Here is a 26121-nt window from a genome sequence, read left to right on the forward strand (position 1 = left end):
AATTCGAAGGGGTAGTCATGGCTATTGCCGGCGGCCGAACGACACCAAGATCCATGCTCGAGGGGGTGCTCATGGCGGCGCTATCCTCACTCGTGTTGGCAGCCTGCAACCGAGACGCGGGAACGGCGACTACGCCGACACCGCGCGCGGTACGGACGGTGACTGTCGAGAAGCGCGAGACGTCAACACCGCTGACCTTTAGCGGCCGAATCGAAGCCGAAGATGAAGTGAGCATCGCATTCCGGATTTCGGGGCGCCTTTCGGCGAACGACACCAAGATCGGCGACCGCGTCAAGGCCGGGCAGGTATTGGCGCGATTGGAGCCACAGAACGAGCTGAACGCGCTGCGACAGGCGCAAGCCGCCCTTGCCGCCGCTCAGGGCCAGCTGACGCAGGCGCGAAATCATTTCGATCGCCAGCAGACCTTGCTGGGACAGGGATGGACCACGCGCGCCAATTTCGATGCGGCAACCCAGGCCCAACAGACCGCGCAGTCCCAGGTGGACGCAGCCGAAGCTCAGCTCAACTCCGCACACGACCTGGTCGGCTTCACCGAAGTCAAGGCCGATGCACCGGGCGTAATCACCGCGACGGGGCCTGGTGCCGGCGAAGTCGTCCAGGCCGGGCAGATGATAGCCAGGATTGCCCGACAGGATGGCCGCGACGCGGTCTTTGATGTTCCCGCCCAATTGATCCGGTCGGGATCGGCCGATCCGCAAATCACTGTCAGTCTCGCGGATGACCCGACGATAACGGCACAAGGCCGTATCCGGGAAGTCGCCGCGCAAGCCAGTCCTGTAACCCGGACCTTCGAGGTCAAGGTCGGGCTGACGGATCCACCGGCCGCGATGCGACTCGGTGCGACCGTCGTGGGGCGGGTCAAAACGAATGCGGGGCCCATGATCGACATTCCGGCGACGGCCTTGACCAAGATGAATCAGCAGCCCGCCGTTTGGGTTGTCGATCCATCGGCCAAAACGGTCTCAATCCGCAACGTCGATGTGGCGCGGTTCGACGAGGCGCAAGCGATTATTTCCCAGGGACTTGATACCGGCGAAATAATCGTCACGGCCGGAGTCCAGGCACTTCATCCGGGTCAAAAGGTCCGGGTGCTCGGGGCAGAGCCATGAATCTCTCCGATTGGGCCCTCAGGCACCGCTCGCTCGTCGTCTACATGATGATCGTGGCAGTGGTCGCCGGCGTGCTGTCCTATTACCGGCTCGGCCGGAACGAGGATCCCGCGTTCATCATCAAGACCATGGTCGTTCAGGCTGCCTGGCCGGGTGCATCCGTCGAAGAAACGATGAAGCAGGTGACGGAGCGGCTCGAACGCCAGCTTCAGGAAACGCCTCATCTGGATTTTCTGCGCAGCTTCACCCGGGCAGGCGTCACGACCATCTTTGTAAATCTGCAAGGAAGTGCCAGTGCCAAGCAAGTCTCCGACACCTGGTATGAGGTCCGGAAGTCTGTCGGCGACATGCGCCACACGCTGCCTGCCGGTGTTATCGGGCCCGGCTTCAACGACGATTTCGGCGACACGTTCGGAATAATCTATGGCTTTACCAGCGACGGCTTCACACAGCGCGAACTGCGCGACCGTGTCGAGGATATCCGCTCCAGGCTGCTTCTTGTGCGTGACGTGTCAAAGATCGAGCTGCTGGGCGCGCAGGACGAAGTGATTTTCGTCGAGTTTTCCAAGCAGCAGCTTGCGACTCTGGGGGTCGATCGATCGGCTCTGGTTGCGGCGCTGCAGGCGCAAAACTTCGTGCGGCCGGCCGGAATGATCCAGACCGGCTCCGAAAGCATTTCGCTTCGGGTGTCGGGAGGCTTCTCGTCCGAGCAGGACATTGCCAACATCAACTTTGCCGCAGGTGGTCGCATGCTCCGCTTGAGCGACATCGCGCGGGTGCGGCGCGGTTATACCGACCCACCCCAGCCGATGTTTCGCATCAACGGCCACCCGGCCATCGGGCTTGCCATTTCTATGCGGGAGGGCGGCGACATTCTCGCGCTCGGCGCAAATATCAAGAAGGCAATGGAGCAGATCACTACGGATCTGCCGATCGGCATCGAGCCGAGCCTGGTCGCGGACCAATCGGTCGTCGTGCACAATGCGATCGGCGAGTTCATGACGTCGCTACTGCAGGCGATCGCGATCATTCTCGCCGTCAGCTTCATCAGTCTCGGCGTACGTCCCGGCCTCATTATCGCGCTTGCGATTCCATTGACGCTCGCGATCGTGTTTCCGATCATGGAGCTCGCCCGCATCGATATGCAGCGAATATCCCTTGGTGCGCTGATCATTGCGCTTGCCCTGCTCGTCGACGACGCGATGACGACTACCGACGCCACGCTTACGCGGTTGGCACAGGGCGGTAGCAAGGTCGAGGCTGCGACCTACGCATTCCGGACCCACGCCTTCGCCATGCTGGCGGGGACGCTGGTGACGATTGCCGGGTTCATTCCGGTCGGCTTTGCCGCCAGCTCGGCGGGCGAATATACCTTCTCGCTGTTTGCCGTGGTCACCATCGCACTGCTCGTGTCCTGGTTCGTTGCAGTCATCTTCACGCCTTTGCTGGGCGCCGTCATTCTGGTTCCGCCAAAGCAGAACAACGCCGATTCGCCCGGCAGGATCTACCGGCTGTATCGAAACTTCCTCACATCCGCGATGCGGGCAAAATGGTTGACGATCCTCGTGTCACTGGCGCTGTTCGTCGCATCCCTTCTCGCGCTCCCTCTCATCCCGCGTCAGTTCTTTCCGTCGTCCGATCGACCGGAACTGCTTGTCGATCTCAGCCTGCCGCAGAACTCATCGATCTATGCGAGCGAAACGGCCGCCAAACGCCTCGACACGAAGTTGACAGGAGATCCGGATGTCGCGCACTGGAGCACTTACGTGGGTCGCGGTGCCATTCGCTTCTATCTGCCACTTAATGTCCAGCTACCCAATGATTTCTTCACGCAAGCGATTGTCGTTGCAAAAGACGTCGCGGCTCGCGAGCGCTTGCATGCGAAACTTGAGAAATTCCTGGCCGAGGAGTTTCCAAACGCGATTTCGTACATTTCTCCGCTCGAGCTCGGCCCCCCGGTTGGATGGCCGGTGCAGTATCGGGTCAGCGGTCCTGACATAGGGCGGGTCCGTGAGATCGCGCTCAAGGTGGCGCAGATCGTGTCCGCCAATCCCCAGGCCAAGCAGGTAAACTTCGACTGGATGGAGCCCGACCGCCAGGTGCGTATTCGCGTCGATCAGGATGAAGCGCGTCTTCTCGGGCTCGGCTCGCAGGCGATCGCAACCGTCCTGAACACCGTCATATCCGGCAGCCCGGTTACCCAGGTTCGCGACGATATCTATCTGGTCAACGTGTTGGCGCGCGCAACCGACGAAGAGCGTGTGTCGCTGGCCAACCTGCGGACCTTGCAGGTGCCGCTGCCGGGCGGGCAAACGGTCCCGCTCAGTCAGTTTGCTACCTTCGAGTATGACCAGGAATTTCCTCTGATCTGGCGACGTGACCGCGTTCCGACACTGACGGTCCAAGCTGCCATCGCCGGCGACACACTGCCGGACGCGGTGGTGGACTCGCTTTCGCCCGCGATAGAGAATCTGAAGAAGACGCTCCCCGCATCATACGATGTGGTTGTCGGCGGCACCGTGGAAGAAAGCCGGAAGTCGCAAGCTTCCGTCATGGCTGTGATACCCTTGATGCTGTTCGTGATGTTCACGATTCTCATGGTTCAGCTGCAGAGCTTCGCACGATTATTCATGGTCGTGAGCGTGGCGCCGCTCGGCTTGATAGGTGTCATTGCGGCGCTGATGCTTTTCGGCAGACCCCTGGGTTTCGTCGCCATTCTCGGCGTCCTGGCGCTGATCGGCATGATCAGCAAGAACGCGGTGATCCTGATCGGTCAGATTGAAGCCGAGCGGGCTCAAGGGAAGACGCCCTGGGAAGCCGCGGTGGATGCGAGCAGCTCCCGCTTCCGTCCCATCATGTTGACGGCCGTGTCCACGGTCCTCGGCATGATACCAATCGCCCCGACGGTGTTCTGGGGACCGATGGCCTTTGCGATCATGGGCGGCCTGCTGGTCGCGACCGTTTTGACGCTGGTTTTCCTGCCGACCCTTTATGTGACCTGGTTCGGGAACAAGGGGCCAGCCGATGCTCCGGCCGTATCAACGCCACCTTGAGCGTCCATGCGGCGAGGTGAAGAAGTCCAGCGCGCAGTCGCAGCGACCGGTAACGCATGTTGTCCGACAGTTGTGACGGTCCGGCAATGGTGCCAACGATTCCTGCGTGATACTCGATCGTGTGTCAGCATTGATGCGCTCGCACGAGCAGCAGCTTGTGAACCATCTAAGGCAGTTTTAGTATTTGTTGCATTGCTTTTGATTTTCACTGCGGGGCTGGCACAAACTGCATAATGGTATCTCCGGATTTCATCTCACACATTCGCGAATTCAGTCCGGCCAGAATGCTACCTGATGGTGTAGTGCATCTGGCGGTGTATAATCCTCCGAGCCTAGGGGCGTGGGTTTTCTGATCCGGTGATGATGCCTCGCTGGCGGGCAGGGAGGAGAGTTCCGATGTTGAGCTTCAATGTCTGGAGTCGCCGGAGAAGAGTGAGCGTACCGTGAAGCTTCATAACTCCCCCGCCTGTGAGTCGAACCGAGCCGGCGTCAGCCGGTGGCCTCGAATTGCTTCGGAAGAGGCGAGCGACCGGCTCTACTGGATGTTTTCGACGGATCTGCTCTTCGCGGTACGCCCTTCATACGGAGGTCGCTTCGTGTACGAGGGGATCAATCCGGCGTTCGAGTCTGTTCTTGGCATCTCTTCCGACGAGATCCAGCAGAGGGACGTCCCCGACTGCATGAGCCAAGAGGATGCTGAATCCGTCTGCGAAGCCCTTCGGGCGTGTCTCGCGGAAGGCGCTGAGCTCAGAATTCGCCATCGACTTGCATTGGGGAGCGCGCGTCGAAATATGGAGACGATCGTCGTTCCAGTCGTCGATCCGGCTGCGGGTCGCGTAATCCGGCTGATTGGCTGCCATCGTGCCGTGTGCAAGGGCAGCACTTTCGAGAATGTCGCCGACGACGCTCATATGGGCGTCAGCCTCATCTCCATTCAAGAAGACATCCAGCAGCGGATTGCGTCCGATCTCCATGATTCGACCTGTCAGCATTTGATTGCCGCAAGCCTAAGCCTCATGCGAATCCGGAGCAGCCTGAGCGACCCGGCCGCTGCCGAGCGGCTTTGCGATGAGATAGATGCGTCGATTGACGAAGCGCTCAGGGAGATCCGTGCGTTTGCCTATCTGCTGCACCCGCAGAATCCGACGGTCGATGGCCTGAAGGCCACGATCGAAAATTACGCCGCGGGATTCGCGGTGCGTACATCGCTGCGGGTCACGACCAACATCATGCCCCAGATCGACCGGTTACCCAGCGAGACGCAGCGTACCTTGCTGCGGGTGATCCAGGAAGCGCTCACGAACATATTCCGCCATGCGAAAGCGACGAAGGTGAGAATCGATATGGACGCAGCCAATGACCATTTTCGGCTGACGATCACGGACAATGGGTGCGGCTTCTCGGTCGACCCCGCGCGGCCCGGCGCGAAGGTGATATCGATCGGCGTCGGAATTCCCGCGATGAAGGCTAGGCTCCAGGAGATCGGGGGCACGCTCGATATCCGGTCCGATTCCCGGGCGCGGCATTCCGGCACGGTGCTGTGTGCCGTGTTCCCGCATGGGCTCGGTGCGAACGGCCGCAACCGTCGCTGGACCGCAACAATCACGGGGGCCCGCGCAGACACAAGATAGGAAAAACACTGCCCACCGGCGGCGAGCGAAAATGTCTGATCAGCTTCAGGCGCTCCAACTCCTAGCCGCCGTGTCAACGGAGTGCTCTGCCATGAAGCGGTTTCTTGTCGCGGATGATCACGAAGCGGTGCGATCGGGCTTGCGCGCCGTGCTTGAGCAACGGGCGGATTGGGAGGTGGTGGCCGAGGCCAATGACGGTGGCAAGGCGGTGGCCGCTGCAATCCAGAGCCGGCCTCATGTCGCCATCGTCGATTTTTCCATGCCGCGAATGACGGGCGTAGAGGTCGCACGGCGCATCCGGGATTATCCGCTCCAGACCGAGGTGCTGATCTTCACGGTCCACGATTCGAGTCTCCTCGCCCAGCAGGCGTTCGAGGCCGGTGCACGCGCGTTTCTGCTGAAGTCGGACGCGAACAAGCTGCTGCTGGCCGCGGTCGAGTCGCTTCTGCTGCACAGGCCGTTCTGCCCCCGAAGCTGCCGGAACGATCTGGACCAGGGACCGGGCAGCGAGCGGGATGGACAGCACGAATTGACGCCGCGCGAGCAACTCGTCGTCAGGCTGGTCGCGGAGGGCTACAGCAACAAGGGCATCAGCGCCATCCTGAACCTCAGCGTGAAGACGACCGAGGCACATCGGGCGGCCGCGATGCGCAAGCTCGACGTGAAGTCCACCGCCGGGCTGGTCCGGTACGCGGTCCGGGCGAAGCTGGTCGATGCCTGACCGCGGCGTGGTTGCGGACACGTCAGTACATTCGCCGGGATGTCTCAGGGTTTTGTGGGATAACCCCTCGGGCCGCGATCAGTATGATCGTTCGACTTTGCTGCCGCTCACCTGCGCCGATCGCCTGAAGGCGCGGTGGCCGGCGTACGGGAAACGACGCCGTGAAACGCATCGTGATTGCGGATGATCATGAAGTCGTACGTTCCGGGCTTCGTGCGATCGTCGAAACGCGCCCCAACTGGACCGTCAGCGGGGAAGCGAGCAATGGCGAGCAGGCCGTCGCATTGACCCTGGAAACCAGGCCGGACATCGTGATCGTCGACTATTCCATGCCCATTATGAACGGGCTGGAGGTCAGTCGCCGCCTCAAGGCACTGCATCTGCGCACCGAGGTCCTGATCCTGACCATGCACGAGAACGAGGAACTGTTGACGGAAGCCATTCTGGCGGGCGTCCGCGGCTTCCTGTTCAAGTCGGACGCGCGGAAGCATCTCATTTCTGCGATCGAGGCCCTGCTCGACGGCAGGCCCTATTTCACGAGCGTGCTGTTGGAGAGGCTGCTCCATGACTACCGGGTCAACAAGCAGAACAAGCCGGACATATTGCTGACGTCGCGTGAGCAGAGTGTGGTTCAGCTGATCGCCGAGGGCCACACCAACCGGTCCATCAGCGCCATCTTGAAGCTGAGTGTGAAGACGGTCGAGACCCATCGCGCCTCGGCCATGCGCAAGCTTGGAATGTCCTCCACTGCCGAGTTGGTCCGCTATGCCATTCGCAAGAAACTGGTCGCGCCTTGAAGTGTGCGGGCTGAACTGGAGTTGGCACTTGAAATCTCGCAAGGGCAAAGGCAAGGGCGAGGAGACGAAGCTGTGCGTCATCGGGCGCGGGCTGATGGGAAAACCGCCACAGAACAGCTGAGGCCGTAGTGAGCGCGGCCGCCGCCGGGCCGAGCGTCATGGGGCGCTGCAGGTCTGCGCTTTGCGTCCGGCAGACCTCACAAACCTAACCGCAAGTTAAAATCCCGTCCCGCAACCCCCGATCCTTGCTGAGATCGGCGCAAGGAGCCTGGGCGCATTTCGCGCCGTGAGCGCCATTGCGCAGAAACCTACGTGTGCGGCACCGCCACGGTGACGGCGCGCCCGATCACGGTCCCTCGCAGAGGGCGGCTATGCTATTCTTGCGGAAATAGTATAACGGGGCGAGTTCAAAGAGGATCAAGTAACATATTGAAATCGCCGAAATATCGCTTTTCCGTGGCCCCCATGATGGATTGGAGCGAGAGTTCAGAATTCTCAATGGGTTAGAGGGCGGCGTGTGCGCGGCGTGTGCACCGAGAGATCAAGAAAAGTCCACCGACAGCAAGTGTGGGCGTCGTTTTCCAAAGCAATTTGGTGTCCAAGAGTAGCCCGAAAGTGCCGCGACTTATCAAGCGCAGAACTGGCAACTTCCGGCTAGCATTTGGATGATTGGGTAGCAGCGCAACGCAGATAGGCCCAGTTCGACAATTCAAGCCGGCCTTTCTGCGTCAGCTACCGTCGATCTTTTCGCCCTTGTGGTTGGTCGCAGTCGAGCTAAGCGATCGTCTTGAGATAAAGGCTTGGATCAAAGTATTTCGAAGCCGGCGTGAAGTCCTTGATGCCGGCGTTGGCCATGAAGAAGTCTGTCGACTGCTGCAGCCAGTTGGTGACCGTCCCGTCCGAGTACATCCGTTTCCAGTCCTTGGACGTGAACATCTTCTGCGCCTTGAACGACTCGTTGATGTCCGACAGCGGCGTCTGGCTGTAGTGGCCTTTCTGCAGCTTCTCCATCGCTTCAGCGCTGTTCGCGACGATATAGTCATTGGCATCCGCCCAGCCGCGGATCAGCTTGGCCAAAGTCTCTTTGTTGGGCTCATAATAGTCATTGGCGGCGGCCCAGCCGCCGATGATGGCCGCCTTCGGATAGTAGGCTGACGCATCGGCGAGCATGGTCGCGCCTGGCACCTTGTCGCGGACCGTGACGTTGAAGGGCACCCAGAGCGCGACGGCAGGGACGGCGCCGGAAATGAAGGCGGTCACAGCTGCCGGCATGGTCTGGTTGACGAGCTCAACCTCCTTGGGATCGACTTTGTTGGCGCGCAGTGCCGTATCAAGGAAGACGTGCGCGGTCGTGCCCGTCGCGGTCGCGATGCGCTTGCCCTTGAGGTCCGCGAATGACTTGATGCCCTGATCACCGCGCACCCAGAGCTGAGCGGTCGCCACCTCGATATCGTTGATGAGGAACACCTTGCCCTGGCCGCGGGCTGGGAAGTTCGAAAGGACCGCACCGGTTGCCAGCACATCAAGGCTGCCGCCGATCAGCGCCTGAAAGATCTCCAGGCCGGTGTTGAACTGTCGCAATTCGAGATCGAGGCCCTGCTTTTCGAAGGAGCCGCGATCCATGCCGGTCCAGATCTGGCCGTCGACGGCGACGGTGTGAAGGTAGCCGACGCGAACTTTTGTTTTCGCTTGGGCGATCGCTGGTGCTGAGGCCGTGAAGGTGCCGAGCGCAAGGCCCGCCGTCGTGGTCAGAAATTGCCGCCGATCCATGATGTGTCCTCCGTTTGCTTGTTATTCCGAGAAAGAGACTGGACGCACCTGCGCCTGCTGGGCGCGGTACTCGTCCATCACGAGCTGCTTGATGTAGCTGCGCAGTTCGCTGAATTCGGGCCGCTCCTGTATCGATTCATCGCGCGGATAGGGGAACGGTACGTCGATGATTTCCCTGATGCGCGCCGGTCGCGCCGTTACCACTACGATGCGGGAGGCGAGGTAGATCGCCTCTTCCACGGAGTGGGTGATCAGCATCACCGTCTTGCCCTCGGTCGCAAGCACTTTGAGCAGCAGGTTCTGCATGTTGGAGCGGGTCTGAGCATCGAGCGCGCCGAACGGTTCGTCCATCAGCAGGAACTGTGGCTTCACGGCATAGGCGCGCGCGATCGCGAGCCGCTGACGCATGCCGCCGGACAGATGCTTCGGATAGGAGTTGGCGAAGTCCGATAGCCCCATCAGGCCGAGATAGTGGTCGCAGATGGCATCGCGCTCGGCGGTCGGCACATGGTTGGCGTTGAGCGTCAGGCCGAAGGCGATGTTCTGCTTCACCGTCAACCAGGGGAACACGCCATATTCTTGGAAGATGACGCCGCGCTCGGGGCCGGGGCCGGCGACGGGACGTCCGTCGAACAGCACATTACCGGTCGTCGGCTTCTGGAAGCCGGCGAGCATGCTCATCATCGTCGTCTTACCGCAGCCGGACGGGCCGATCACCGCTATGAAATCGCCGTCGTTGATATCGTAGCTGACGTTCTCAACGACGTTGAGGCGTCCCTTCGCCGTATCGAAGGATAACGAAACGTTTTCGAACTGTGCACGCCTAGTCATGCGACGGCCCGATCCTGCCAGACCAATAGCCGCGCCGTGATCCTGCGCAAGATCATGTCCATGATCAGCGCGATCAGACCGATGCAGATGATGCCGACATAGATGACGTCGAGGAGGAAGTAGGTCGAAGCGTTCTGAATCATGGCGCCGAGTCCGCGCTGGGCCGCGATCAGCTCGGACGCCACCAGCGTTGCCCAGGCCACGCCCAATGCGACCCGCAGCGCGGTGAGGATATGCGGGACGGTGAGGGGAATAATGACCTTGCGGAAAATCTCCGCCTGATTGGCTCCCAGCGTCTGCGCCACGCGGATATAGAGCGGCGTGATCTGCGACACGCCCTCATACATCACGATCACGCCGGAGAAGAACGAGGCGTAGAACAGGATGACGAGCTTGGCGACCTCGTCGACGCCGAAATAGACGATCACCAGCGGGATCAGCGCGATCGGCGGCAGCGCGCGGAAGAAGTTGATCATGGGATCAGCGAAGGTGCGGGCCGGGCGATACCAGCCGAGCAGGAAGCCGACCGGGACGGCGACGAGGATGCCGAGCGAGACGCCGAGAAAGACACGCCGGGTCGAGGCGAAGATGTCGATCAGCAGGCCTTCTTTGGTGAGAAGCTCGAAGAATTTCGTGGCGACCTGGTGTGGCGCGGGGATCAGTGAGACGTTGACGAAGCCGCTCCAGCGTACGCAGTACCAGAGCAGGATCGCACCGAGCCACGGCAGCAATCCGAGACCAAGGCGTCTCAAGCCAGCTCCGTTCATTCGACGCGTCCACCCAGATTGCAGTTGATGTTTTCAGTGGTCATATTATAAATAGGAGGACCATACAAGTGGCGCCTTTGGTCGTAGGCGTCGCAGGCTCTCCCGCATGACACCGTCGCCCTTCACCCTCCGAAGCGTTCAGGCCTTTGGCTATCGCTACCCGCTGACGACGCCGGTCATCACGTCCTTCGGGCGGATGAAGGACCGGCCCGCCGTCTTCGTCCGCGTCGAAGACGCCGACGGGAACACCGGCTGGGGCGAGGTGTGGTGCAATTTTCCAGCACCAGGTGCAGAACACCGTGTCCGGCTCGTCAACGAGGTGCTTGCGCCGGCTCTCGTCGGATTCACCGTGCCCGAGCCGTCTGCCGCATTCGAGCATCTGACGCAGGGAACCTCGGTGCTCGCGCTGCAATCAGGCGAAGCCGGCCCGTTTGCGCAGTCGATCGCAGGCATCGATCTCGCCGTCTGGGATCTCCACGCCCGCCGCCAGAACCTCGCACTGTGGCGGCTGCTCGGTGGGGCGAAGCGGAAGATCAAGGTCTACGCTAGTGGCATCAATCCGGTCGGCTCCGAGCGGACGGCCGAAGCGGCCCTCGGCCGCGGCTATCGCGCGTTGAAGCTGAAGATCGGCTTCGATCCGGCAGACGACCGCGCCAATCTCGCAGCGCTGCGCCGTCTCGTGGGCGAAGGCCTGCTTGCCGCCGATGTCAACCAGGGTTGGGCCATTGAGCAGGCGCTGGAGCTTGCGCCGCAGCTCGAACGCTTCGGTCTTGCCTGGCTTGAGGAGCCGATCCGCGCCGATCGCCCCCGCCGTGAGTGGACGCAATTGCGCGAAGCCATCCACTTTCCGCTCGCAGCCGGTGAGAACATCGTGAGCGACGCCGACTTTGCCGAGGTACTGCGCGAGCCGGCGCTCGGTGTCGTCCAGCCCGACATCGCCAAATGGGGCGGGCTGTCGGCGTGCGCGGGCATTGCCCGCGACATCCTGACGTCGGGGAAGATGTTCTGCCCGCACTATCTCGGTGCCGGCATCGGGCTTCTGGCATCCGCGCATCTTCTCTCCGGCGTCGGCGGCGACGGACTGCTCGAAGTCGACTGCAACGAAAACCCGCTGCGCGACCGGTTCTGCGGTCCCGTGCTCGATGTCCGCGACGGCATGATCGAGCTCGGCGACGAAGCGGGCCTCGGCATCATGCCCGATCTTGCCTCCATCGAAAAATACCGGACGAGCTGATGCCAGCACGCGGCTACGACTACATCATCGTCGGCGCTGGCTCGGCCGGCTGCGTCGTTGCGAATCGGTTGTCGGCTGATCCGTCTTGCCGCGTGCTGTTGCTGGAGGCTGGCGGATCGGACCGGAATTTCTGGCTGAAACTTCCGGTCGGCTATTACCGGACCATCTACAACGAACGCTTCTCGCGCCTGTTCAGGACTGAGCCCTCGGAAGGGAGCGGCGGACGTGCTATCGTCTGGCCGCGTGGCCGCGTGCTCGGCGGCTCCTCGTCGATCAACGGGCTGATCTTCATCCGCGGTCAGCATGAGGACTTTGACGATTGGGAGTGCCTCGGCGCCGATGGCTGGAGCTATCGCGAACTCCTGCCCTATTTTCGGCGCTACGAACGCTACCGCGGCGGCGAAAGCCAGTTTCACGGCGGGCTTGGGGAGTTCGAGGTCTCTGATCTCCGCAACGACAATTCGGCATCGAAGGCCTGGGTCGAGGCGGGTGTAGAGTTCGGCCTGCCGCGCAATCCCGACTTCAACGGCGCCACGACGCTGGGCGTCGGCACCTACCAGCTCGGCATCGGGCGGCACTGGCGGACCAGTGCGGCCTCCGCGTTTCTGCGTCCCGTCGCCGATCGTCCGAACCTCACCATCATCACCCATGCGCAGGTCAGCAGGATCGTTTTCAACGGTCGCGTCGCGACCGGCGTCGAGTGGATCAGCAAGGGGCAGGTGCACAGTTCGACGGCCGATCGTGAGATCATCCTGTCCGGCGGCGCGCTGCAGTCGCCGCAAATCCTCCAGCTCTCCGGCGTCGGTCCGGCGGACCTGCTGCGCAAGCTCGGCATTCCTGTCATTGCCGAGTCTCCTGACGTCGGCGCCAATCTCCAGGACCATTATCAGGCCCGGCTGATCGTCCGGCTCAAGGACCGAATTTCGCTCAACGACCAGGTCCGCAATCCCGTCGAGCTCGCAAAGATGGGGCTGCAGTGGATGCTGGCGGGCAGCGGCCCGTTGACGGTCGGCGCAGGGCAGGTCGGTGGCGCGGCCTGCACCGAATATGCCGTCGGCGGGCGGCCGGACGTGCAGTTCAACGTGATGCCGCTCTCGGTCGACAAGCCTGGCGAGCCTTTGCACAGCTATTCCGGTTTCACCGCTTCGGTCTGGCAATGCCACGGAAAGTCGCGCGGACGGCTCGCGATCAGCTCGACCGATCCGTTCGAGCAGCCGCGGATCGTGCCGAATTATTTTGCCGAGGAGATCGACCGCAAAACCATTGTTGCGGGCCTGAAGATTCTGCGCGAGATCTATCAGCAGAAGGCGTTTCGCTCGCTCTGGGATGTCGAGATGGTGCCGGGCGAGGCGGGCCGGGATGATGCCGGGCTGTGGGACTTTGCGCGCAACACGGGAGGCACGGTATTTCACTGTGTCGGGACCTGTCGCATGGGCAGGGACGCGCAGGCCGTGCTCGATCCGCAGCTGCGTGTGCGCGGGGTCGAGCGGCTGCGTGTGATCGATGCCTCGGTGATGCCGCAGATCACCTCGGCCAACACGAATGCGACCAGCCTGATGATCGGCGAACGCGGTGCGGCGCTGGTCATGGCTTGATCGCGCGACCTGAATTCCGGAGGACGAGATGGAATTGAGTTCCGACAGTCACGTCCCCAAATACGCGCAGATTGCCGACATCTTCCGGCAGCGTATCGCGCGCGGCGTCTGGACTCAGGGATTCCGCCTGCCGGCCAACGAGGAGCTGGCGGCCGAGTTCGGCGTGTCGCGCGTCACGATCAGGCAGGCGGTAGAGCTGCTCGCCCGCGACGGCGTGATCGAGGCTCAGCAGGGCCGCGGCACCTTCGTCACGGGGACCGTGCGGCAGGATCGCTGGCTCAAGGTCGAGACCACGCTGTCCGATCTCGCAGACATGTATCGCGACACCTCGCCCGAGATCATCAACATATCGGAAAGCCGCAGCAATGCCCCGCTGCTTCCCGGGGACGGCAAGCCGGCCGAAAAATACGTCTTCATGCGTCGGCTGCATTCCCGACAGAAGCAGCCTTACTGCGTCATTTCGATCTATCTCGACGAGAAGATCTTTCGCAGGTCGCCCAAGCGCTTCCGCAATGAGACCGTGATCCCGATCCTCAACGATCTCAGGGATCCCGCAATCACCAGCGCGCGCCAGACCCTGACGATCGGCACCGCGGATATCGAGGCGGCGCGGCTGCTGCGCGTGCCGCTGAATTCGCCGGTCGCCGAAGTCCGCCGCATCTTCACGACCGCGGACCGCACCGTGATCTACCTCGGCGAAGTCACCTATCGCGGCGACTTCGTGCGGATCGACATGGATCTGCGGCCCTAGCCGCATCAACGCGAAAACAGTTCCTGGTTCCGACGCTCCAGTTCCTCCCCGTAAGTCCGCAGGACATGGGCTTCGCTCAAAGTGCCAATGGTGGCGCGATGGTCGGTGCCGTCGACAACTGCGAGCACGTCGGCCTCACTGCGTTCAAAGGCCTTCAGGATCTCGCGAACCGGCGTGGTCGGGAGCAAGTATTCGTCCTGTTGCTGCGCCAGGGATCTGAGTAGCTCGTTATCTTGGTTGGCCACCGAATGCAGCGTGGCGGCGGGCACGATGCCCGCATAGATTCCGTTGGGATCGCGTAATACGATCTGGCGGACCAGCGCCGGCGAGAACTGCCTTTGCGCCTCTCCGATCGGCATCGTCGTCAGCGCATTCTCGAAGTCGGCGCGCATCAGAGATGCCGCGCTCATCTGCCGGACCCAGCCGATGTCCTGCGGACCGCGGATCGCCTCGCCGCGCAGATGAAAGCGCCATGTCGCAAAGCTGTAGCCGAACAGCTCGCGAACGATCAGCGCGCAGACCGACGATGCGACCACAGCTCCAACGGTGACGGAGAAATCGCCGGTGATTTCTAGCGCGAGACAGACCATGCTGAACGGCGCTCCGAGGACGCCGGTCCCGAGCGCGGCAAGCGCCGCAATGGCTGCGGTTCCGGGCTGAAGCGCGAGCGCGGGAAAAGGGCCCGTCAGCACGATGCTGTAGAGCTGCCCGATCAGCGCGCCGAGCAAAAGGGAGGCGAAGAACAGGCCGCCGCGAAAGCCGGAGCCGAGCGAGATGGCGGAGGCCAGGATCTTGAACACGATCGTGGTTGTGAGCAGGAGCCAGGTGGGATTGCTGACCAGCAGGATCTGCATGGCGCCATGACCGGCGCCGAGTACGGTCGGCGTCAGCAGGGCAAGACCGCCGAGGAGGAAGCCGCCGAGGATGGGCCGCAGGAAGCCCTTGAACACCGTGACGCGCTGAAAGCATCGCTCGGAGAATGCGACCGCGAGCATGACGAGGATGCTGACGAAGGCGCAGATAATGCCGATCAACACGGTCTGCCCGATCATCTCGACCGAAACCGGTGAGGGGAATCCGGGCACCATCAGGAATGACTGATGCGTCAATTGCCGCGCGACGAGCCACGCGGTGACGGCGCTGGCGATCACCGGCACGAGACCGGCGGACGTATAGGCACCGAGTACGACCTCGAAGGCGTAGAAGGCGCCGGCCAGCGGCGCGGAAAACGCGGCGCTGATTGCTCCTGCGGCGCCACAGGCCACCAGGAGCCGCATGTCGTTACGGCGGGCGGCGAGCCGTTGGCCGACATGAGAGCCGAACATCGAGCAGATCTGGGTATAGCCGGCCTCCAGCCCGACCGATCCGCCGAACCCGTTCGACAGCAGGGTCTGGATCGAGATCAGCAAGCTGCCGCGAAAGGAGACCCGGCCGCCATAGAGCGCATTGGCCTCGATCGCGTCGGCGAGTTGCTGTCCCTTCACGCGCCGGGTGAAATACAGCCCGATCAGTGCAAGCACCAGGCCGCCGAGCATCGGGATGAACAGCGTACGTTGCCAGGAGATCACACCGGTGGCGCTGAGATGTGCGTCGAAGGGAATGTCGAACAGCAGCGCGTGAGAGACCTGGCTGAGGCCCGAGATCGCGGCAACGAGCACGCCACTGAGCAGTCCGACGACGATGGCGACCAGCACGAGGCCGGTCTCGCGACTGCGCACGAAATTCCGCAGGAACAACGGCAGCAAGCGGATGCCGGAAGCCACGACCGGCTTCGCGGGATGTGGTACCGGCTCCATCCTATGCCGGATCCCGCAGCGGCTCGGTGCGCACGACGCGGAAGCCGATATTGCTCGATGAGGAGTCGGGCGTGTTGGAGCTTCGCGCCGCGACGCGGTAGCGATTGCAGTAGGACTCGTGGCAGAGGAAGGATCCGCCACGCATCGATCGATTGGTTCCGGGCTCGCGGTTCAAGGGGTCTCGTGATGGCGTGAGACGGTGATAGCTCGGCGAAAAGTAGTCCTCGCACCATTCCCAGACATTTCCGGCGACATTGTGCAGGCCATATCCGTTGGGCACGAAACTGTGAACCGGCGCCGTGCCGAAATAGCCATCATCTACGGTATTGCGGGCGGGAAAGTTGCCCTGCCAGATATTGCAGCGATGCTCGCCGCCGGGCTGCAACTCATTGCCCCAGGGATAGGTAGCCTGGTCCAGTCCGCCGCGCGCGGCCATCTCCCATTCGGCTTCGGTCGGCAGCCGCGTGCCGGACCATTCGCAGTAAGTCTTAGCGTCGTTCCAGGAGACGTGGACGACGGGGTGATCGAGGCGGTCGAGGATGCTGCTCGCCGGTCCCTCCGGCTGCGCCCAATAGGCACGCAGCACCGGGACCCACCATGGCGTTTCCTGAACGCGTGTCGTACGCGCGGCGTGCGTCTCCTCAGGCAGCAAGCCCTCGAAGACAAAACTCCAGCCGTAGCGTTCGGCCTCGGTCGTGTAGCCGGTCGCGCGGACGAAGTCGCCGAACTGCAGGTTGCTTACGGTGTGACACGCGATGGCAAAGGGCGACAACGTGACCGGCCGCACCGGGCCCTCGCCATCTTCAACAAAGCCCCTGTCGACAGATCCCATGTTGAAAGTACCGCCGATCAGTGAACTCCAGCGGCGCGGGATCGCCGCTGGACTGGGAGGGATCGCTGCTTGCGCATCGCCGGACGTCGCCGGCTCCTCGCCGGCGGCGCTCGGGGTGCAGCAATGTGAGCGATCCCCAGCCATGCCTATTTCTGCTTCTCTTCCTCCCAGAAGGCCGTCCCGCCTTCCGCCTTCATCAGCTCGAGAATCTTCTCGCGCGGGATCACGCCGCAACGATTGGCCCATTGCTGATACTGCGCCGTCATCTCCTTGACGCGGTCCGGGTGTTGCGCGGCCAGATCGTTCATCTCGGTGCGGTCCGTCTCCATGTCGTAGAGCTCCCACGGGCCGGGATATTTCCGCACCAGCTTCCACTTGCCGACGCGCACGGCCGCATTGCCCTCGTGCTCCCAGAACAGCGGGCCGCGATTGCCGTAGGCCGATGCGAAGGACGGCACCAGGCTCTCTCCCTCGCAGGGCAGGATGGCGTTGCCGTTGTATTCCTTGGGATAGGTGGCGCCGCTGACGTCGAGGATGGTCGCCATCACGTCGGTGAGCTGGCTCGGATTGTGCCGCAGGCCGCCTCGCTCGGAGATGCCGCGCGGCCAGTGCACGATGAACGGCGTCGCGATGCCGCCTTCGTGGATCCAGTGCTTGTAGAGCCGGAACGGTGTGTTGGAGAGATTGGCCCAGGCCGTGCCGTAGCTCTGGTAGGTGTCCTCGGCGCCGGGCATCAGGGTCGGGTCGTTGCCGAAGCGTACCGGCTTGCCGTCGCGCGTCTTCGCCTGTGCGATCATGAGCTGGTCCACCAGCTCTTTCGCGGTGACGCCTTCCGGAATGTCCTCGGCGCAGGCGCCGTTGTCGGACAGGAAGATGATCAGCGTGTTGTCCATCTGGCCGGTTTCTTCCAGCGCCTTCAGGATGCGGCCGATGCCTTGGTCCATGCGGTCGATCTGGGCCGCATAGACCTCCATGCAGCGCAGCGTCCATTCGCGTTGCTCTGCGTCGGTCCACGGCGGCTGGGTCGGATCGCGATCGGTCAGGCGCCAGTTCGGATGGATGATGCCGTCGTCGACGAGCCGCTTGAGCCGCTCCTCGCGCAGCTTGTCCCAGCCGGCATCGAAGCGGCCTTTATACTTTGCGATATCCTCGTCATGCGCGTGGAGCGGCCAGTGTGGCGCGGTATAGGCGACATACTGGAAGAACGGCGCGTTGGGCTTTTCGGCCTTGTGCTGGCGGATGAAGGCCGCGGCCTGGTCGCTGATCGCATCCGTATAAAAGAACGAGGGATCCTTGACGGCCTCGTGCTCGATATTGTCGTTGCCGCGCGTCAGCGTGTTCGGGTGATAGAAGCTGCCGGCGCCGATGATGGTGCCGTAGAAATGGTCGAAGCCGCGCTGCATCGGCCACGCGTCGGTCGGTTCAGTCAGGCTGCTTGCGACATGCCACTTGCCGCTGAGGTAGGACGTGTAGTTCTTGCTCTTCAGGGCTTCGGCGATCGTCACGCAGCTCTTGTTGAGGTTGCCGGCATAGCCTTCCGGGCCGTTGCTGTAGGTGAGGATGCCGATGCCGGTCTGGTGCGGGTGCAGGCCGGTGAGCAGCGAGGCGCGCGAGGGGCTGCAGCGTGCGGTGTTGTAGAACTGCGAATAGCGCAAGCCGTTGGCCGCGAGGCGGTCCAGGTTCGGCGTCTGGATCTCGCCGCCGTAACAGCCGATGTCCGAAAAGCCCATGTCATCGTTGAGGATAAGCAGGATGTTGGGGCTATCGGGAGTCTTTGCGCCATTCGGCATGTTTTTGTCCTCGTGATTGACGTGTGGCAGTTTTAGTGGCGGCGCGTCAGGCTGATGCTGAGGCGGAAATATTTCGGCAGATAGACGGCGCGTAGAAGCTCCAGCGCTCGCCCGTCCTTGCCGAATGTGACGCGCTCAATAGAAAGCAGGGGGGAGCCGACTTTCACGCCGAGCAGCTTTGCGCTGCTGGCGTCGGCGAGATCAGCGCTGATGGTCTGCTGCGCGTCCTTGATGGCGAGGCCGAACTCATCCTCGAACACGCGGTACATGATGATCGAGATCAGGTCGCGCTTCTCGAGCTCGAGACCGATATCCGGTGGATAGAAGGCGTGCTCGATCGCGATCGGCGTGTCGTCGGCGAGCCGCAGCCGCCTGAGCTGCCAGACGGCACGCTCGCGCAGCTGCTCGCGGACCGCGGCGTCGTGCCGGTTGGTCATGCCTTGCTGCAGGATCTTCGCGCCGGCCTGGTAGCCGGCATCGCGGATCGTTTCCGAGAACCCCATGAGGTGGCCGACCCAGTTTTCAGGCTGGTTAGAGCGCAGGAAGGTGCCGCGGCCGCGTGAGCGGTCGAACATGCCCTCGTTGACCAGGGGCGCGATGGCGTTGCGGATGGTGATGCGGCTGACGCCAAAATGACGGCCGAGTTCGGCTTCGGTCATCAGGCGGCCGGTCGCATCGATCAGCTTGCCGTCGCGCACCTGGCTGCGAATGGATTCGCGGATCTGGCTGTGCAGGGGCGTCGGGCCCTCCACGGTCACATCGCTACCGAGCGGTGCAGGTTTCTTCTTTCGCGTTTGAACAGCCATGGTGTCAGAGCCGCATGCGTGTCGCTGGGTCGAACAGATGAATGTCTTGCGGACGGGCCGTGATCGAGATCGTGTCGCCTTCGCCGGGAATGTTGCCGTCGGCGACGCGCATTCGGATCAAAGTGCCGGCGCAGTCGAGATCGAGCACGGCGGTATCGCCGAGGTCCTCGATCAGATCGACGCGCGCACCAAGTCCGCCTTCCGTCATCCGCAGGGCCCCGGGGCGAAGGCCAACCACGACATCGCGCTCACCCGCGGTCGTGGCCGTCGTCTTCAGACGATGGCCCGCAATGATAACGTCGCCGTCCACGTAGCGGGCGGGAACGAGGTTCATCGGAGGATTGCCGATGAAGCCGGCAATATCGATCGAATTCGGTCTGGCAAACACCTCTGCGGGCGTGCCGACCTGCTGGATCTCGCCGGACATGAAGACCGCCATGCGATCGGCGAGAGTCATGGCCTCCTCCTGATCGTGCGTGACGTAGACGGCGGTGACGCCCAGCGAGCGCTGCAGCTTCTTTAACTCGGCGCGGGTCTCCAGCCGCAGCTTCGCGTCGAGGTTCGACAGCGGTTCGTCGAGCAGGAACAGGCGCGCCTTGCGCACGATGGCGCGGGCCAGCGCGCAGCGCTGCTGCTGGCCGCCCGAGAGTTGACCCGGCTTGCGGTCGAGCAGATGATCGATCTTCACCTTGCGCGCGGCGTCCTTCACGGCGGGCGCGATCTCGGACTTCGGCAGCTTCGCCATCTCCAGCGGAAAGGCAATGTTCTCGGCCACCGTCATGTGCGGGTAGAGCGCGTAGCTCTGGAACACCATGGCGATGTCGCGGTCACGCGCGTCGGTCGAGGTGACGTCCTTGTCGTCGATCAGCACGCGACCGGCGGTCGGCGCATCCAAGCCGGCGAGGATGCGCAGCGTCGTGCTCTTGCCCGAACCCGATGGTCCGAGCAGGGCGAAGAACTCGCCCGGCTTGATGTCGAAATTGACGCCCTTGAGTGCGGCGAACTCGCCGTGCATCTTGACGATGTTACGAAAACTGACCTGACCCCTGCCGCTCATCGGCGCCCTCCGCCCTTGACTGCGCCGACCGTCAGGCCCTTCACGATATGCTTCTGGGCGACCACGCCGAGCACGACGACGGGCAGCATAGCAAGGACCGAGACCGCAGCGAGCTTGGCCCACAGCGTCTGCTCGACGGAGACAAAATTGAACATGGCGACCGTGACCGGACGCACCGTGTTGCCGCTTAGCACGACGGCGAACAGGAATTCGTTCCACGCATTGAGGAACACGAACACGACGGTCACGGCGATGCCGCCACGGACCTGCGGAATGATGATGCGCCACAGCGTTTTCAGCCGGCTCGCACCGTCGAGATAGGCAGCCTCCTCCATCTCGAAGGGAATATCCTCGAAATAGGAGACCAGCAGCCAGATCGCGAAGGGCAGGGAGAACGACAGATAGATCAGAATGATGCCCTGATAGGTGTCGATCCAGCCGATGTTCCGCAGCACCAGGAAGTAGGGAATGATGATGCCGACCGGCGGCAGCATCTGCGTCGCCAACACATAGAAGCCCGCGAATTTCTTGCCGCGAAAGCGTAAGCGCGCGAGCGCATAGGCGGCCGGCACAGCCATCAGCATGGTGACGATGGTGGTGCCGACCGAGATGATGACGCTGGAAAGGAGGTTCGGCAGGATCGATCCCGAGCCGAACAGCACGTCGCGATAGGCTTCCCACGTCGGCGTGAACACCAATTTGGGCGGATAGGCCAGCACATCGGAATCAGTCTTGAGCGAATTCAGCACGCTCCAGATGATCGGGAACGCCCAGGCCAGCAGGAAGACCATGGAGATCGCAAGCAGCGCGAAGACGCGAAGGCGCTTGGCGGTCATTTCGCCCTCCGCATCGCAAACAGGATCCCGGAGATGATGATGGTCACGATCAGCAGCGCGACCGCGAGCGCCGAGCCGTAGCCAATCGACAGCTCGGTGAAGGATTTCCGATAGGCATAGAGATTGAGGATCTCAGTCGCGGTGCCGGGGCCGCCCGCGGTGACGGTGAAGATCGCCGCGAATGCGGTCAGCGCCACCATGGTCCTCATGATGACGACCATCACGATCGCGGGGCGCAGCAAGGGCAGGGTGATACGGCGGAAGCGCTGCCAGGCGGAGGCACGGTCGAGCCGCGCGGCTTCGTAGATGTCTTCGGGCAGGGAGGCCAGCGAAGCCAGCAGCACCATGAACGCGAATGGCGTCCACTGCCAGGTGTGGATCGCGATCACCGAGACCATTGCGAGCGTGGGATCACCGAGCCAGTTCTTGCTGCCCAGCCCTGCATTGATCGCAAGGAAGTCGACGATGCCGAATTCCGGCGCCAGCATGAAGGTGCGCCAGATCATGCCGACGACCGCCGGCGACAGTACGACGGGCAGGATGGCGATGACCCTGAACCAGCCCTGGCCACGCTTCATGTCCATGACGAGCAGCGCCAGCGCCAACCCGATCACGACCTGAAGCACGACCGTCGAGCCGGTATAGATCAGGCTCACCAGCAGCGAGGTCCAGAACCGCTCGTCGGAGAGCAGTACCTGGTAGTTCTCGAATCCGACGAAGCCGTTGGTGAACGGCATCGCCAGATCCATCCGGAACGCGCTGGTATAGACCAGGAAGAGCAGCGGGAACGTCGTCGTAGCGAGCAGCGCGAGGAACGCCGGTGCGAGTAGGGCTGCCGCAAACCGGCGCTCACGTTGCGCCAATACGCGGCCGAAATCGCTGCGAGGTGCCTCGCTCGTAATCTCGGCCGATGTCACCGCTGTCGTCGTCATGGCTCAGCCGCGCATCATCGGCTCGATGCGGCGCTGCGCATCGTCGAGGGCCGCCTTGATCGTGGCCTGGCCGGAGAGGGCCGACTGGATCGCAGTCGCCATGGTGTCGCCGATCGCCGGCCATTGCGGCACGCGGGGACGCCAGTCGACATCGGTATCGTCCTGAAGAGCGCCCATCGTGGCCTCGACGAAATTGTCGCCAAAGCCGCTCATCAGCTTGATGTAGTCGGGATCCTTCCAGACCGAGGTGCGGTTGACGCCGGAGCGCTTGGTGGGACCGGCAAAACGATGCGCAGTGCGCGCCTGGGTCTCGGCGCTCGCGGCCCACTGAATGAACAGCCAAGTGGCCTTCCGCTTCTTCTCCGGCAGCGCGGAATTGATCGGAAAGCCCCAGTTCCAGATCGAGGTGGTGCGTTTGCCCGAGGGTCCCTTTGGCCAACGCGCATAGGCGACTTTGCCGATCACCTTGGACTTTTCTGGGTTGTTGATGACCGAGGCCGACGAATGAGCATCGATGTAGCTGGCGACAGTGCCTTGCGAGAAGGCGTCGGCGATATCCGGCCAGTTCCAATTGGCCGCGGCGGTCGGCGCGTACTTCTTCATGATATCGACGTACCAGGCGAGCGCCGCCCCTGCCTCGGGCCCGTTGACGGTGAGCTTGCCGCCCTTCATCCAGTCGCCGCCGAACTCGCGGAAAATCGACGGATAGATGTACATATTCTGGCCGGCACCGGCGACACCGCGCAGCGCTGCACCCCAGACGCGATCGTTCGGCGTGTTCAACGCCGAGGCGTTCGCCATATAGGCTTCGAGCGTGTCGGCCGGCTTCAGGCCCTTCGCGTCGTAGAGATCCTTGCGATAGACCTGAATGGTGACTTCGCCGTCGTAGGGCATGCCGTAGAGCTTGCCGTCGATGCCGTTGGCGCTGCGCCAGGCCGGAATGATGTCGTCGAGCTTGAACCAGGCCTGATCGGTCAGCGCCTTGTCGTTCAGATAGGTGTCAAGCGGCTCGACCCATTTATTCGCGGCGTAGAGCGCGTAATACATCGGGTCCGCTGCGTGGGTTGCGTAGGTGCCGGTCTTCGAGGTCAGGTCGATGACGCTCTTCTGGCGGATCTGCGCCGGCGGAATTTTTTCGAAGCGGACATCGATGCCGGTGAGCGCCTTGAACTGCGGCGCCAGCGTGATGAGGTTTTCGAAATAGCTCGCCGGGATCACGGCGACCGTGATGGTCTCGCCTGAGACCTGTTGCCAGTCGATCTGCGCGGATTTGTAGGGCGCGAGGTCGGCGTCCTGTGCGGACGCGTGCCGCAGGATGCCAGGCCCAAACGTCGCCAGAGCCGCAGCCGCGGTTCCGGTTTTGAGTAGCGTTCGTCGCGTCGGCTTGAATGACGTCATGCTGTCCTCCCGAAAATCCGGATTTTAGGCTCCGGTTGGTTAGGACATTTGCTCAAATGTTATAACAAGTCAATCGCCGTGGATTTGATTGCACGGTAGGTGATGGAGGTTGCTTGTGCGGCCCGCGGCACCTGGAATCCCAGCGCGCGAGATCGAGACCACGGAGGCGGCATCCCGAAGCCCGCCCTGAAACATGGTCGAGATCTGAAGCAGCCAGGTGAGCAGGGAGGTGGTTGGATCCGATACCACGATGATCCGCCATGAACTGTCTAAGTTCAGGCACGGCCCTGCAGGCTATGTCGAAGCTGAGCGGACCTAGTCCGGGCGGGCATCATTTGTCGCGCGGATGCGGTCGCTATACTTCGCGGCGATGGTCGCAAACGCTGCCGGTAACGGACCGTCAGTGAACAGATGGTGACAGTCGTCGAGATGCCCGCCTCGCACGGTCGCGTTGCGGCCGAACTTCGTGGTGTCGGCGACCAGCACCGCGGTGCGCGAATTGGCGACGATTGATTGCCTAGCCTGAACTTCAGCGGCGTGGAAATCCAGCAGCGTGCCATCCTGGTCAACGCCACCGACGCCGAAGATGCCAAAATCGGCGCGAAATCCCGAAAAGAAGCGTGCGGCCGCTTCGCCGACGATATCCCGGTCGAGCGGTCGGAGTGTGCCGCCCGCGATCGAAATCTCCACGTCGGGATTCTGCGCGAACGCGGCCGCAACATTCAAGCTGTTGGTGATGATACGAAGATCCTGACGATGAGATAGCGCCTGCGCCACATATTCGGGCGTGGTGCCGAGCCCGATCATCAGTGACGCTCCGTCAGGAATGAACCGTGCGGTCGCGCGCGCAATGCGCTGCTTGGCGTCGGCGTTCAGTCCCTGCCTGCTGCCATAGGCGAGGTTCTGGTTCTGGACGGGCAGGCTGACGCCCCCATGGATCCGGCGCAGCAATCCCTGATCGCAGAGCGCATTGACGACGCGGCGGATGGTTTGCTGCGTGACGTCGAACCGCGTCGCAAGTTGCTCGATCGAGGCGAAACCTTCGCCGCGCACAATCTCGAGAATGTTGGCCTGACGTTCGGTGGGCGTGCTGAGCATGGGCTCTCCGTACCACCTAAAGTATCATTCGAACATCTGCGGGGCAAATTTCTATTTCATATGCTGTCATACTATGTTCATATGAACACAATAACCGCTACGCCGATGAATATTGCGTAGTCATGGGGGAGAGACACGGATGGATCGGTCTGCGTGTCGTGACCGACCTTGCGCTGCTCGGCGCGAGCAGGATGCAACGCGTTTGCGCGTCGATACCTTGCACGCTTCACCGCAATCGAGAGCGAACCGGCCATGTCGGCGATCACGCTGAGCCACGTCTCGAAGTTCTGGGGCGCGATGCGCGCCGTCGACGACGTCAGCCTGACGGCGGACGAAGGTTCGCTGCTGGTCCTGCTGGGGCCGTCCGGATGCGGCAAGTCCACCACACTCCGCCTGATCGCCGGGCTCGAAGAGGCCGATGCTGGCACGATCAGCATTGGCGGCGCCGATGTCACCCATCTTACGCCTGCGCAGCGGAAAATTTCGATGGTCTTCCAGTCCTACGCGTTGTTTCCGCATTTGAGCGTGGCCGAGAACATTGTGTTCGGTCTGCGTGTGCGGCGGGTTTCGCGGGCTGATCGCGATGCGCGGCTCAAGCGCGTCGCCGATATCGTCGGTCTCAGTCATCTTCTTGAACGCAAGCCGTCACAATTGTCAGGCGGTCAGCGCCAGCGTGTCGCGCTAGGGCGGGCGATCATCGCGGAAGCTCGCGTCTGCCTGATGGACGAGCCGCTCTCCAATCTCGACGCCAAGCTGCGTCACGAGATGCGAACCGAGATCCGGGCGCTGCAGCAGCGCCTCGGCATGACGATGGTCTATGTGACACACGATCAGACGGAGGCCATGACGATGGCCGACCGTGTCGTGCTGATGCGCGACGGCAAGATCGAGCAGAACGGCACGCCGGAAGAACTCTATAACCGCCCCGCAACGGCTTTTACCGCGCGGTTCATCGGCACGCCGCCTATGAATCTCGTCCGCCAGGGCGATCACCTCATCGGCGTGCGGCCGGAGCACGTCCAGATCGGCGCCGGCGGCGACCATGCCGCACGCGTCAAGGCTGTGGAGCATCTCGGCGCCGACAGCATCGTTCTCTGCGAGATCGATGGGCAGCCGATCTCCGTGCGGCTGGAGGGGTTCAGCAAGGTGCAGCCGGGCGAGGATGTCAGGATCGCCTGGAATGCCGCGCATGAGCATCGTTTCGATTCGAAATCGGAAGTCAGGCTCGACGACATCGCGAACGAAGACCGGTTGGCCGCATCCGCTCGATGAGAGGTGCTGCGCCAAAGCGGTCGG

Annotated in this window: 21 protein-coding genes; 9 read left to right on the forward strand and 12 right to left on the reverse strand. The window is 62.5% G+C overall.

The features are described 5' to 3' along the window. Positions 1-53 precede the first annotated feature (53 nt). The 5 genes from HAP40_RS15305 to HAP40_RS15325 all read left to right on the forward strand — a co-directional run bounded on the left by HAP40_RS15305 (position 54) and on the right by HAP40_RS15325 (position 7332). Entirely contained in the window at positions 54-1130 is a 1077-nt protein-coding gene (locus tag HAP40_RS15305) for an efflux RND transporter periplasmic adaptor subunit (protein ID WP_166819491.1), read from the forward strand. After that, a complete protein-coding gene (locus HAP40_RS15310; protein ID WP_166817033.1) occupies positions 1127-4183 on the forward strand; it encodes an efflux RND transporter permease subunit in 3057 nt (1018 codons plus the stop codon). The genes HAP40_RS15305 and HAP40_RS15310 overlap by 4 nt, the downstream gene beginning before the upstream one ends. A 596-nt stretch (positions 4184-4779) precedes the next feature. After that, the gene (locus HAP40_RS15315) at positions 4780-5814 is read left to right on the forward strand and encodes an ATP-binding protein (RefSeq protein ID WP_246741092.1); all 1035 of its coding nucleotides are present in this window, start codon (positions 4780-4782) and stop codon (positions 5812-5814) included. Between the two features lie 91 nt (positions 5815-5905). Further along, on the forward strand, positions 5906-6535 hold the full coding sequence (locus HAP40_RS15320) for a response regulator (RefSeq protein WP_166819489.1): 630 nt from the start codon (positions 5906-5908) through the stop codon (positions 6533-6535). A 161-nt stretch (positions 6536-6696) separates the two neighbouring features. Then, complete coding sequence (locus HAP40_RS15325; RefSeq protein ID WP_166817032.1) at positions 6697-7332, forward strand: response regulator; 636 nt, start codon at positions 6697-6699, stop codon at positions 7330-7332. 774 nt (positions 7333-8106) lie between these two features. On the opposite strand, the gene HAP40_RS15330 is transcribed toward HAP40_RS15325, so the two are convergent. Genes HAP40_RS15330 through HAP40_RS15340 form a run of 3 tightly spaced genes read right to left on the reverse strand, consistent with a single transcriptional unit; the run spans position 8107 to position 10700 of the window. Next, positions 8107-9102, reverse strand: coding sequence for an ABC transporter substrate-binding protein (locus HAP40_RS15330; protein ID WP_166817031.1), 996 nt, complete (start codon positions 9100-9102; stop codon positions 8107-8109). 21 nt (positions 9103-9123) lie between these two features. After that, the gene (locus tag HAP40_RS15335) at positions 9124-9933 is read right to left on the reverse strand and encodes an ABC transporter ATP-binding protein (protein WP_166817030.1); all 810 of its coding nucleotides are present in this window, start codon (positions 9931-9933) and stop codon (positions 9124-9126) included. Further along, positions 9930-10700 (reverse strand): ABC transporter permease, encoded by a 771-nt coding sequence (locus HAP40_RS15340; protein ID WP_166817029.1) that lies wholly within the window; start codon positions 10698-10700, stop codon positions 9930-9932. The genes HAP40_RS15335 and HAP40_RS15340 overlap by 4 nt, the downstream gene beginning before the upstream one ends. Before the next feature lie 106 nt (positions 10701-10806). Between HAP40_RS15340 and HAP40_RS15345 the strand changes: the two genes are divergently transcribed. From HAP40_RS15345 to HAP40_RS15355, 3 genes are read left to right on the forward strand one after another with little or no spacing between them, the layout of a single operon-like run. Continuing rightward, a complete protein-coding gene (locus tag HAP40_RS15345) occupies positions 10807-11934 on the forward strand; it encodes a mandelate racemase/muconate lactonizing enzyme family protein (protein WP_166817028.1) in 1128 nt (375 codons plus the stop codon). Beyond that, the gene (locus tag HAP40_RS15350) at positions 11934-13529 is read left to right on the forward strand and encodes a GMC family oxidoreductase (protein WP_166817027.1); all 1596 of its coding nucleotides are present in this window, start codon (positions 11934-11936) and stop codon (positions 13527-13529) included. Before HAP40_RS15345 ends, HAP40_RS15350 begins: the two co-directional genes overlap by 1 nt. Positions 13530-13557: 28 nt before the next feature. Then, the gene (locus tag HAP40_RS15355) at positions 13558-14280 is read left to right on the forward strand and encodes a GntR family transcriptional regulator (protein ID WP_166817026.1); all 723 of its coding nucleotides are present in this window, start codon (positions 13558-13560) and stop codon (positions 14278-14280) included. Positions 14281-14285: 5 nt separating this feature from the next. Here HAP40_RS15355 and HAP40_RS15360 read toward each other — a convergent pair whose 3' ends face one another. The 9 genes from HAP40_RS15360 to HAP40_RS15400 form a co-directional block, all read right to left on the reverse strand. Further along, positions 14286-16076, reverse strand: a complete 1791-nt coding sequence (locus HAP40_RS15360; RefSeq protein ID WP_166817025.1) for a chloride channel protein — start codon at positions 16074-16076, stop codon at positions 14286-14288. 1 nt (position 16077) lies between these two features. After that, on the reverse strand, positions 16078-17052 hold the full coding sequence (locus HAP40_RS15365) for a formylglycine-generating enzyme family protein (RefSeq protein ID WP_208024772.1): 975 nt from the start codon (positions 17050-17052) through the stop codon (positions 16078-16080). 2 nt (positions 17053-17054) lie between these two features. Further along, positions 17055-18698: an arylsulfatase gene (locus HAP40_RS15370; protein WP_166817023.1), complete on the reverse strand. Its 1644-nt coding sequence runs from the start codon at positions 18696-18698 to the stop codon at positions 17055-17057. Between the two features lie 32 nt (positions 18699-18730). Beyond that, positions 18731-19504, reverse strand: coding sequence for a GntR family transcriptional regulator (locus HAP40_RS15375; protein ID WP_166817022.1), 774 nt, complete (start codon positions 19502-19504; stop codon positions 18731-18733). Positions 19505-19508: 4 nt separating this feature from the next. Then, positions 19509-20561, reverse strand: coding sequence for an ABC transporter ATP-binding protein (locus HAP40_RS15380; protein WP_208024771.1), 1053 nt, complete (start codon positions 20559-20561; stop codon positions 19509-19511). Continuing rightward, complete coding sequence (locus tag HAP40_RS15385; protein ID WP_166817021.1) at positions 20558-21397, reverse strand: carbohydrate ABC transporter permease; 840 nt, start codon at positions 21395-21397, stop codon at positions 20558-20560. The genes HAP40_RS15380 and HAP40_RS15385 overlap by 4 nt, the downstream gene beginning before the upstream one ends. After that, entirely contained in the window at positions 21394-22329 is a 936-nt protein-coding gene (locus HAP40_RS15390; protein WP_166817020.1) for a carbohydrate ABC transporter permease, read from the reverse strand. Before HAP40_RS15390 ends, HAP40_RS15385 begins: the two co-directional genes overlap by 4 nt. Positions 22330-22332: 3 nt before the next feature. Further along, on the reverse strand, positions 22333-23727 hold the full coding sequence (locus HAP40_RS15395; protein ID WP_166817019.1) for an ABC transporter substrate-binding protein: 1395 nt from the start codon (positions 23725-23727) through the stop codon (positions 22333-22335). 315 nt (positions 23728-24042) lie between these two features. Beyond that, positions 24043-24825: a DeoR/GlpR family DNA-binding transcription regulator gene (locus HAP40_RS15400; RefSeq protein WP_166817018.1), complete on the reverse strand. Its 783-nt coding sequence runs from the start codon at positions 24823-24825 to the stop codon at positions 24043-24045. A 252-nt stretch (positions 24826-25077) separates the two neighbouring features. Between HAP40_RS15400 and HAP40_RS15405 the strand changes: the two genes are divergently transcribed. Beyond that, complete coding sequence (locus tag HAP40_RS15405) at positions 25078-26097, forward strand: ABC transporter ATP-binding protein (protein ID WP_166817017.1); 1020 nt, start codon at positions 25078-25080, stop codon at positions 26095-26097. The last annotated feature ends 24 nt before the right edge of the window (positions 26098-26121 follow it).

The sequence above is a fragment of the Bradyrhizobium sp. 1(2017) genome, from assembly GCF_011602485.2.
GTDB lineage: Bacteria > Pseudomonadota > Alphaproteobacteria > Rhizobiales > Xanthobacteraceae > Bradyrhizobium.

What these genes read in the sequence shown, in the direction of transcription:
- HAP40_RS15305 (WP_166819491.1), top strand. Translation starts at nt 54, where the DNA reads ATGCTCGAGGGGGTGCTCATGGCGGCGCTATCCTCACTCGTGTTGGCA.
- HAP40_RS15345 (WP_166817028.1), top strand. Translation starts at nt 10,807, where the DNA reads ATGACACCGTCGCCCTTCACCCTCCGAAGCGTTCAGGCCTTTGGCTAT.
- HAP40_RS15365 (WP_208024772.1), bottom strand. Translation starts at nt 17,052, where the DNA reads ATGGCTGGGGATCGCTCACATTGCTGCACCCCGAGCGCCGCCGGCGAG.
- HAP40_RS15390 (WP_166817020.1), bottom strand. Translation starts at nt 22,329, where the DNA reads ATGACGACGACAGCGGTGACATCGGCCGAGATTACGAGCGAGGCACCT.
- HAP40_RS15380 (WP_208024771.1), bottom strand. Translation starts at nt 20,561, where the DNA reads ATGAGCGGCAGGGGTCAGGTCAGTTTTCGTAACATCGTCAAGATGCAC.
- HAP40_RS15385 (WP_166817021.1), bottom strand. Translation starts at nt 21,397, where the DNA reads ATGACCGCCAAGCGCCTTCGCGTCTTCGCGCTGCTTGCGATCTCCATG.
- HAP40_RS15340 (WP_166817029.1), bottom strand. Translation starts at nt 10,700, where the DNA reads ATGAACGGAGCTGGCTTGAGACGCCTTGGTCTCGGATTGCTGCCGTGG.
- HAP40_RS15375 (WP_166817022.1), bottom strand. Translation starts at nt 19,504, where the DNA reads ATGGCTGTTCAAACGCGAAAGAAGAAACCTGCACCGCTCGGTAGCGAT.
- HAP40_RS15320 (WP_166819489.1), top strand. Translation starts at nt 5,906, where the DNA reads ATGAAGCGGTTTCTTGTCGCGGATGATCACGAAGCGGTGCGATCGGGC.
- HAP40_RS15350 (WP_166817027.1), top strand. Translation starts at nt 11,934, where the DNA reads ATGCCAGCACGCGGCTACGACTACATCATCGTCGGCGCTGGCTCGGCC.
- HAP40_RS15310 (WP_166817033.1), top strand. Translation starts at nt 1,127, where the DNA reads ATGAATCTCTCCGATTGGGCCCTCAGGCACCGCTCGCTCGTCGTCTAC.
- HAP40_RS15370 (WP_166817023.1), bottom strand. Translation starts at nt 18,698, where the DNA reads ATGCCGAATGGCGCAAAGACTCCCGATAGCCCCAACATCCTGCTTATC.
- HAP40_RS15360 (WP_166817025.1), bottom strand. Translation starts at nt 16,076, where the DNA reads ATGGAGCCGGTACCACATCCCGCGAAGCCGGTCGTGGCTTCCGGCATC.
- HAP40_RS15400 (WP_166817018.1), bottom strand. Translation starts at nt 24,825, where the DNA reads ATGCTCAGCACGCCCACCGAACGTCAGGCCAACATTCTCGAGATTGTG.
- HAP40_RS15335 (WP_166817030.1), bottom strand. Translation starts at nt 9,933, where the DNA reads ATGACTAGGCGTGCACAGTTCGAAAACGTTTCGTTATCCTTCGATACG.
- HAP40_RS15355 (WP_166817026.1), top strand. Translation starts at nt 13,558, where the DNA reads ATGGAATTGAGTTCCGACAGTCACGTCCCCAAATACGCGCAGATTGCC.
- HAP40_RS15405 (WP_166817017.1), top strand. Translation starts at nt 25,078, where the DNA reads ATGTCGGCGATCACGCTGAGCCACGTCTCGAAGTTCTGGGGCGCGATG.
- HAP40_RS15395 (WP_166817019.1), bottom strand. Translation starts at nt 23,727, where the DNA reads ATGACGTCATTCAAGCCGACGCGACGAACGCTACTCAAAACCGGAACC.
- HAP40_RS15330 (WP_166817031.1), bottom strand. Translation starts at nt 9,102, where the DNA reads ATGGATCGGCGGCAATTTCTGACCACGACGGCGGGCCTTGCGCTCGGC.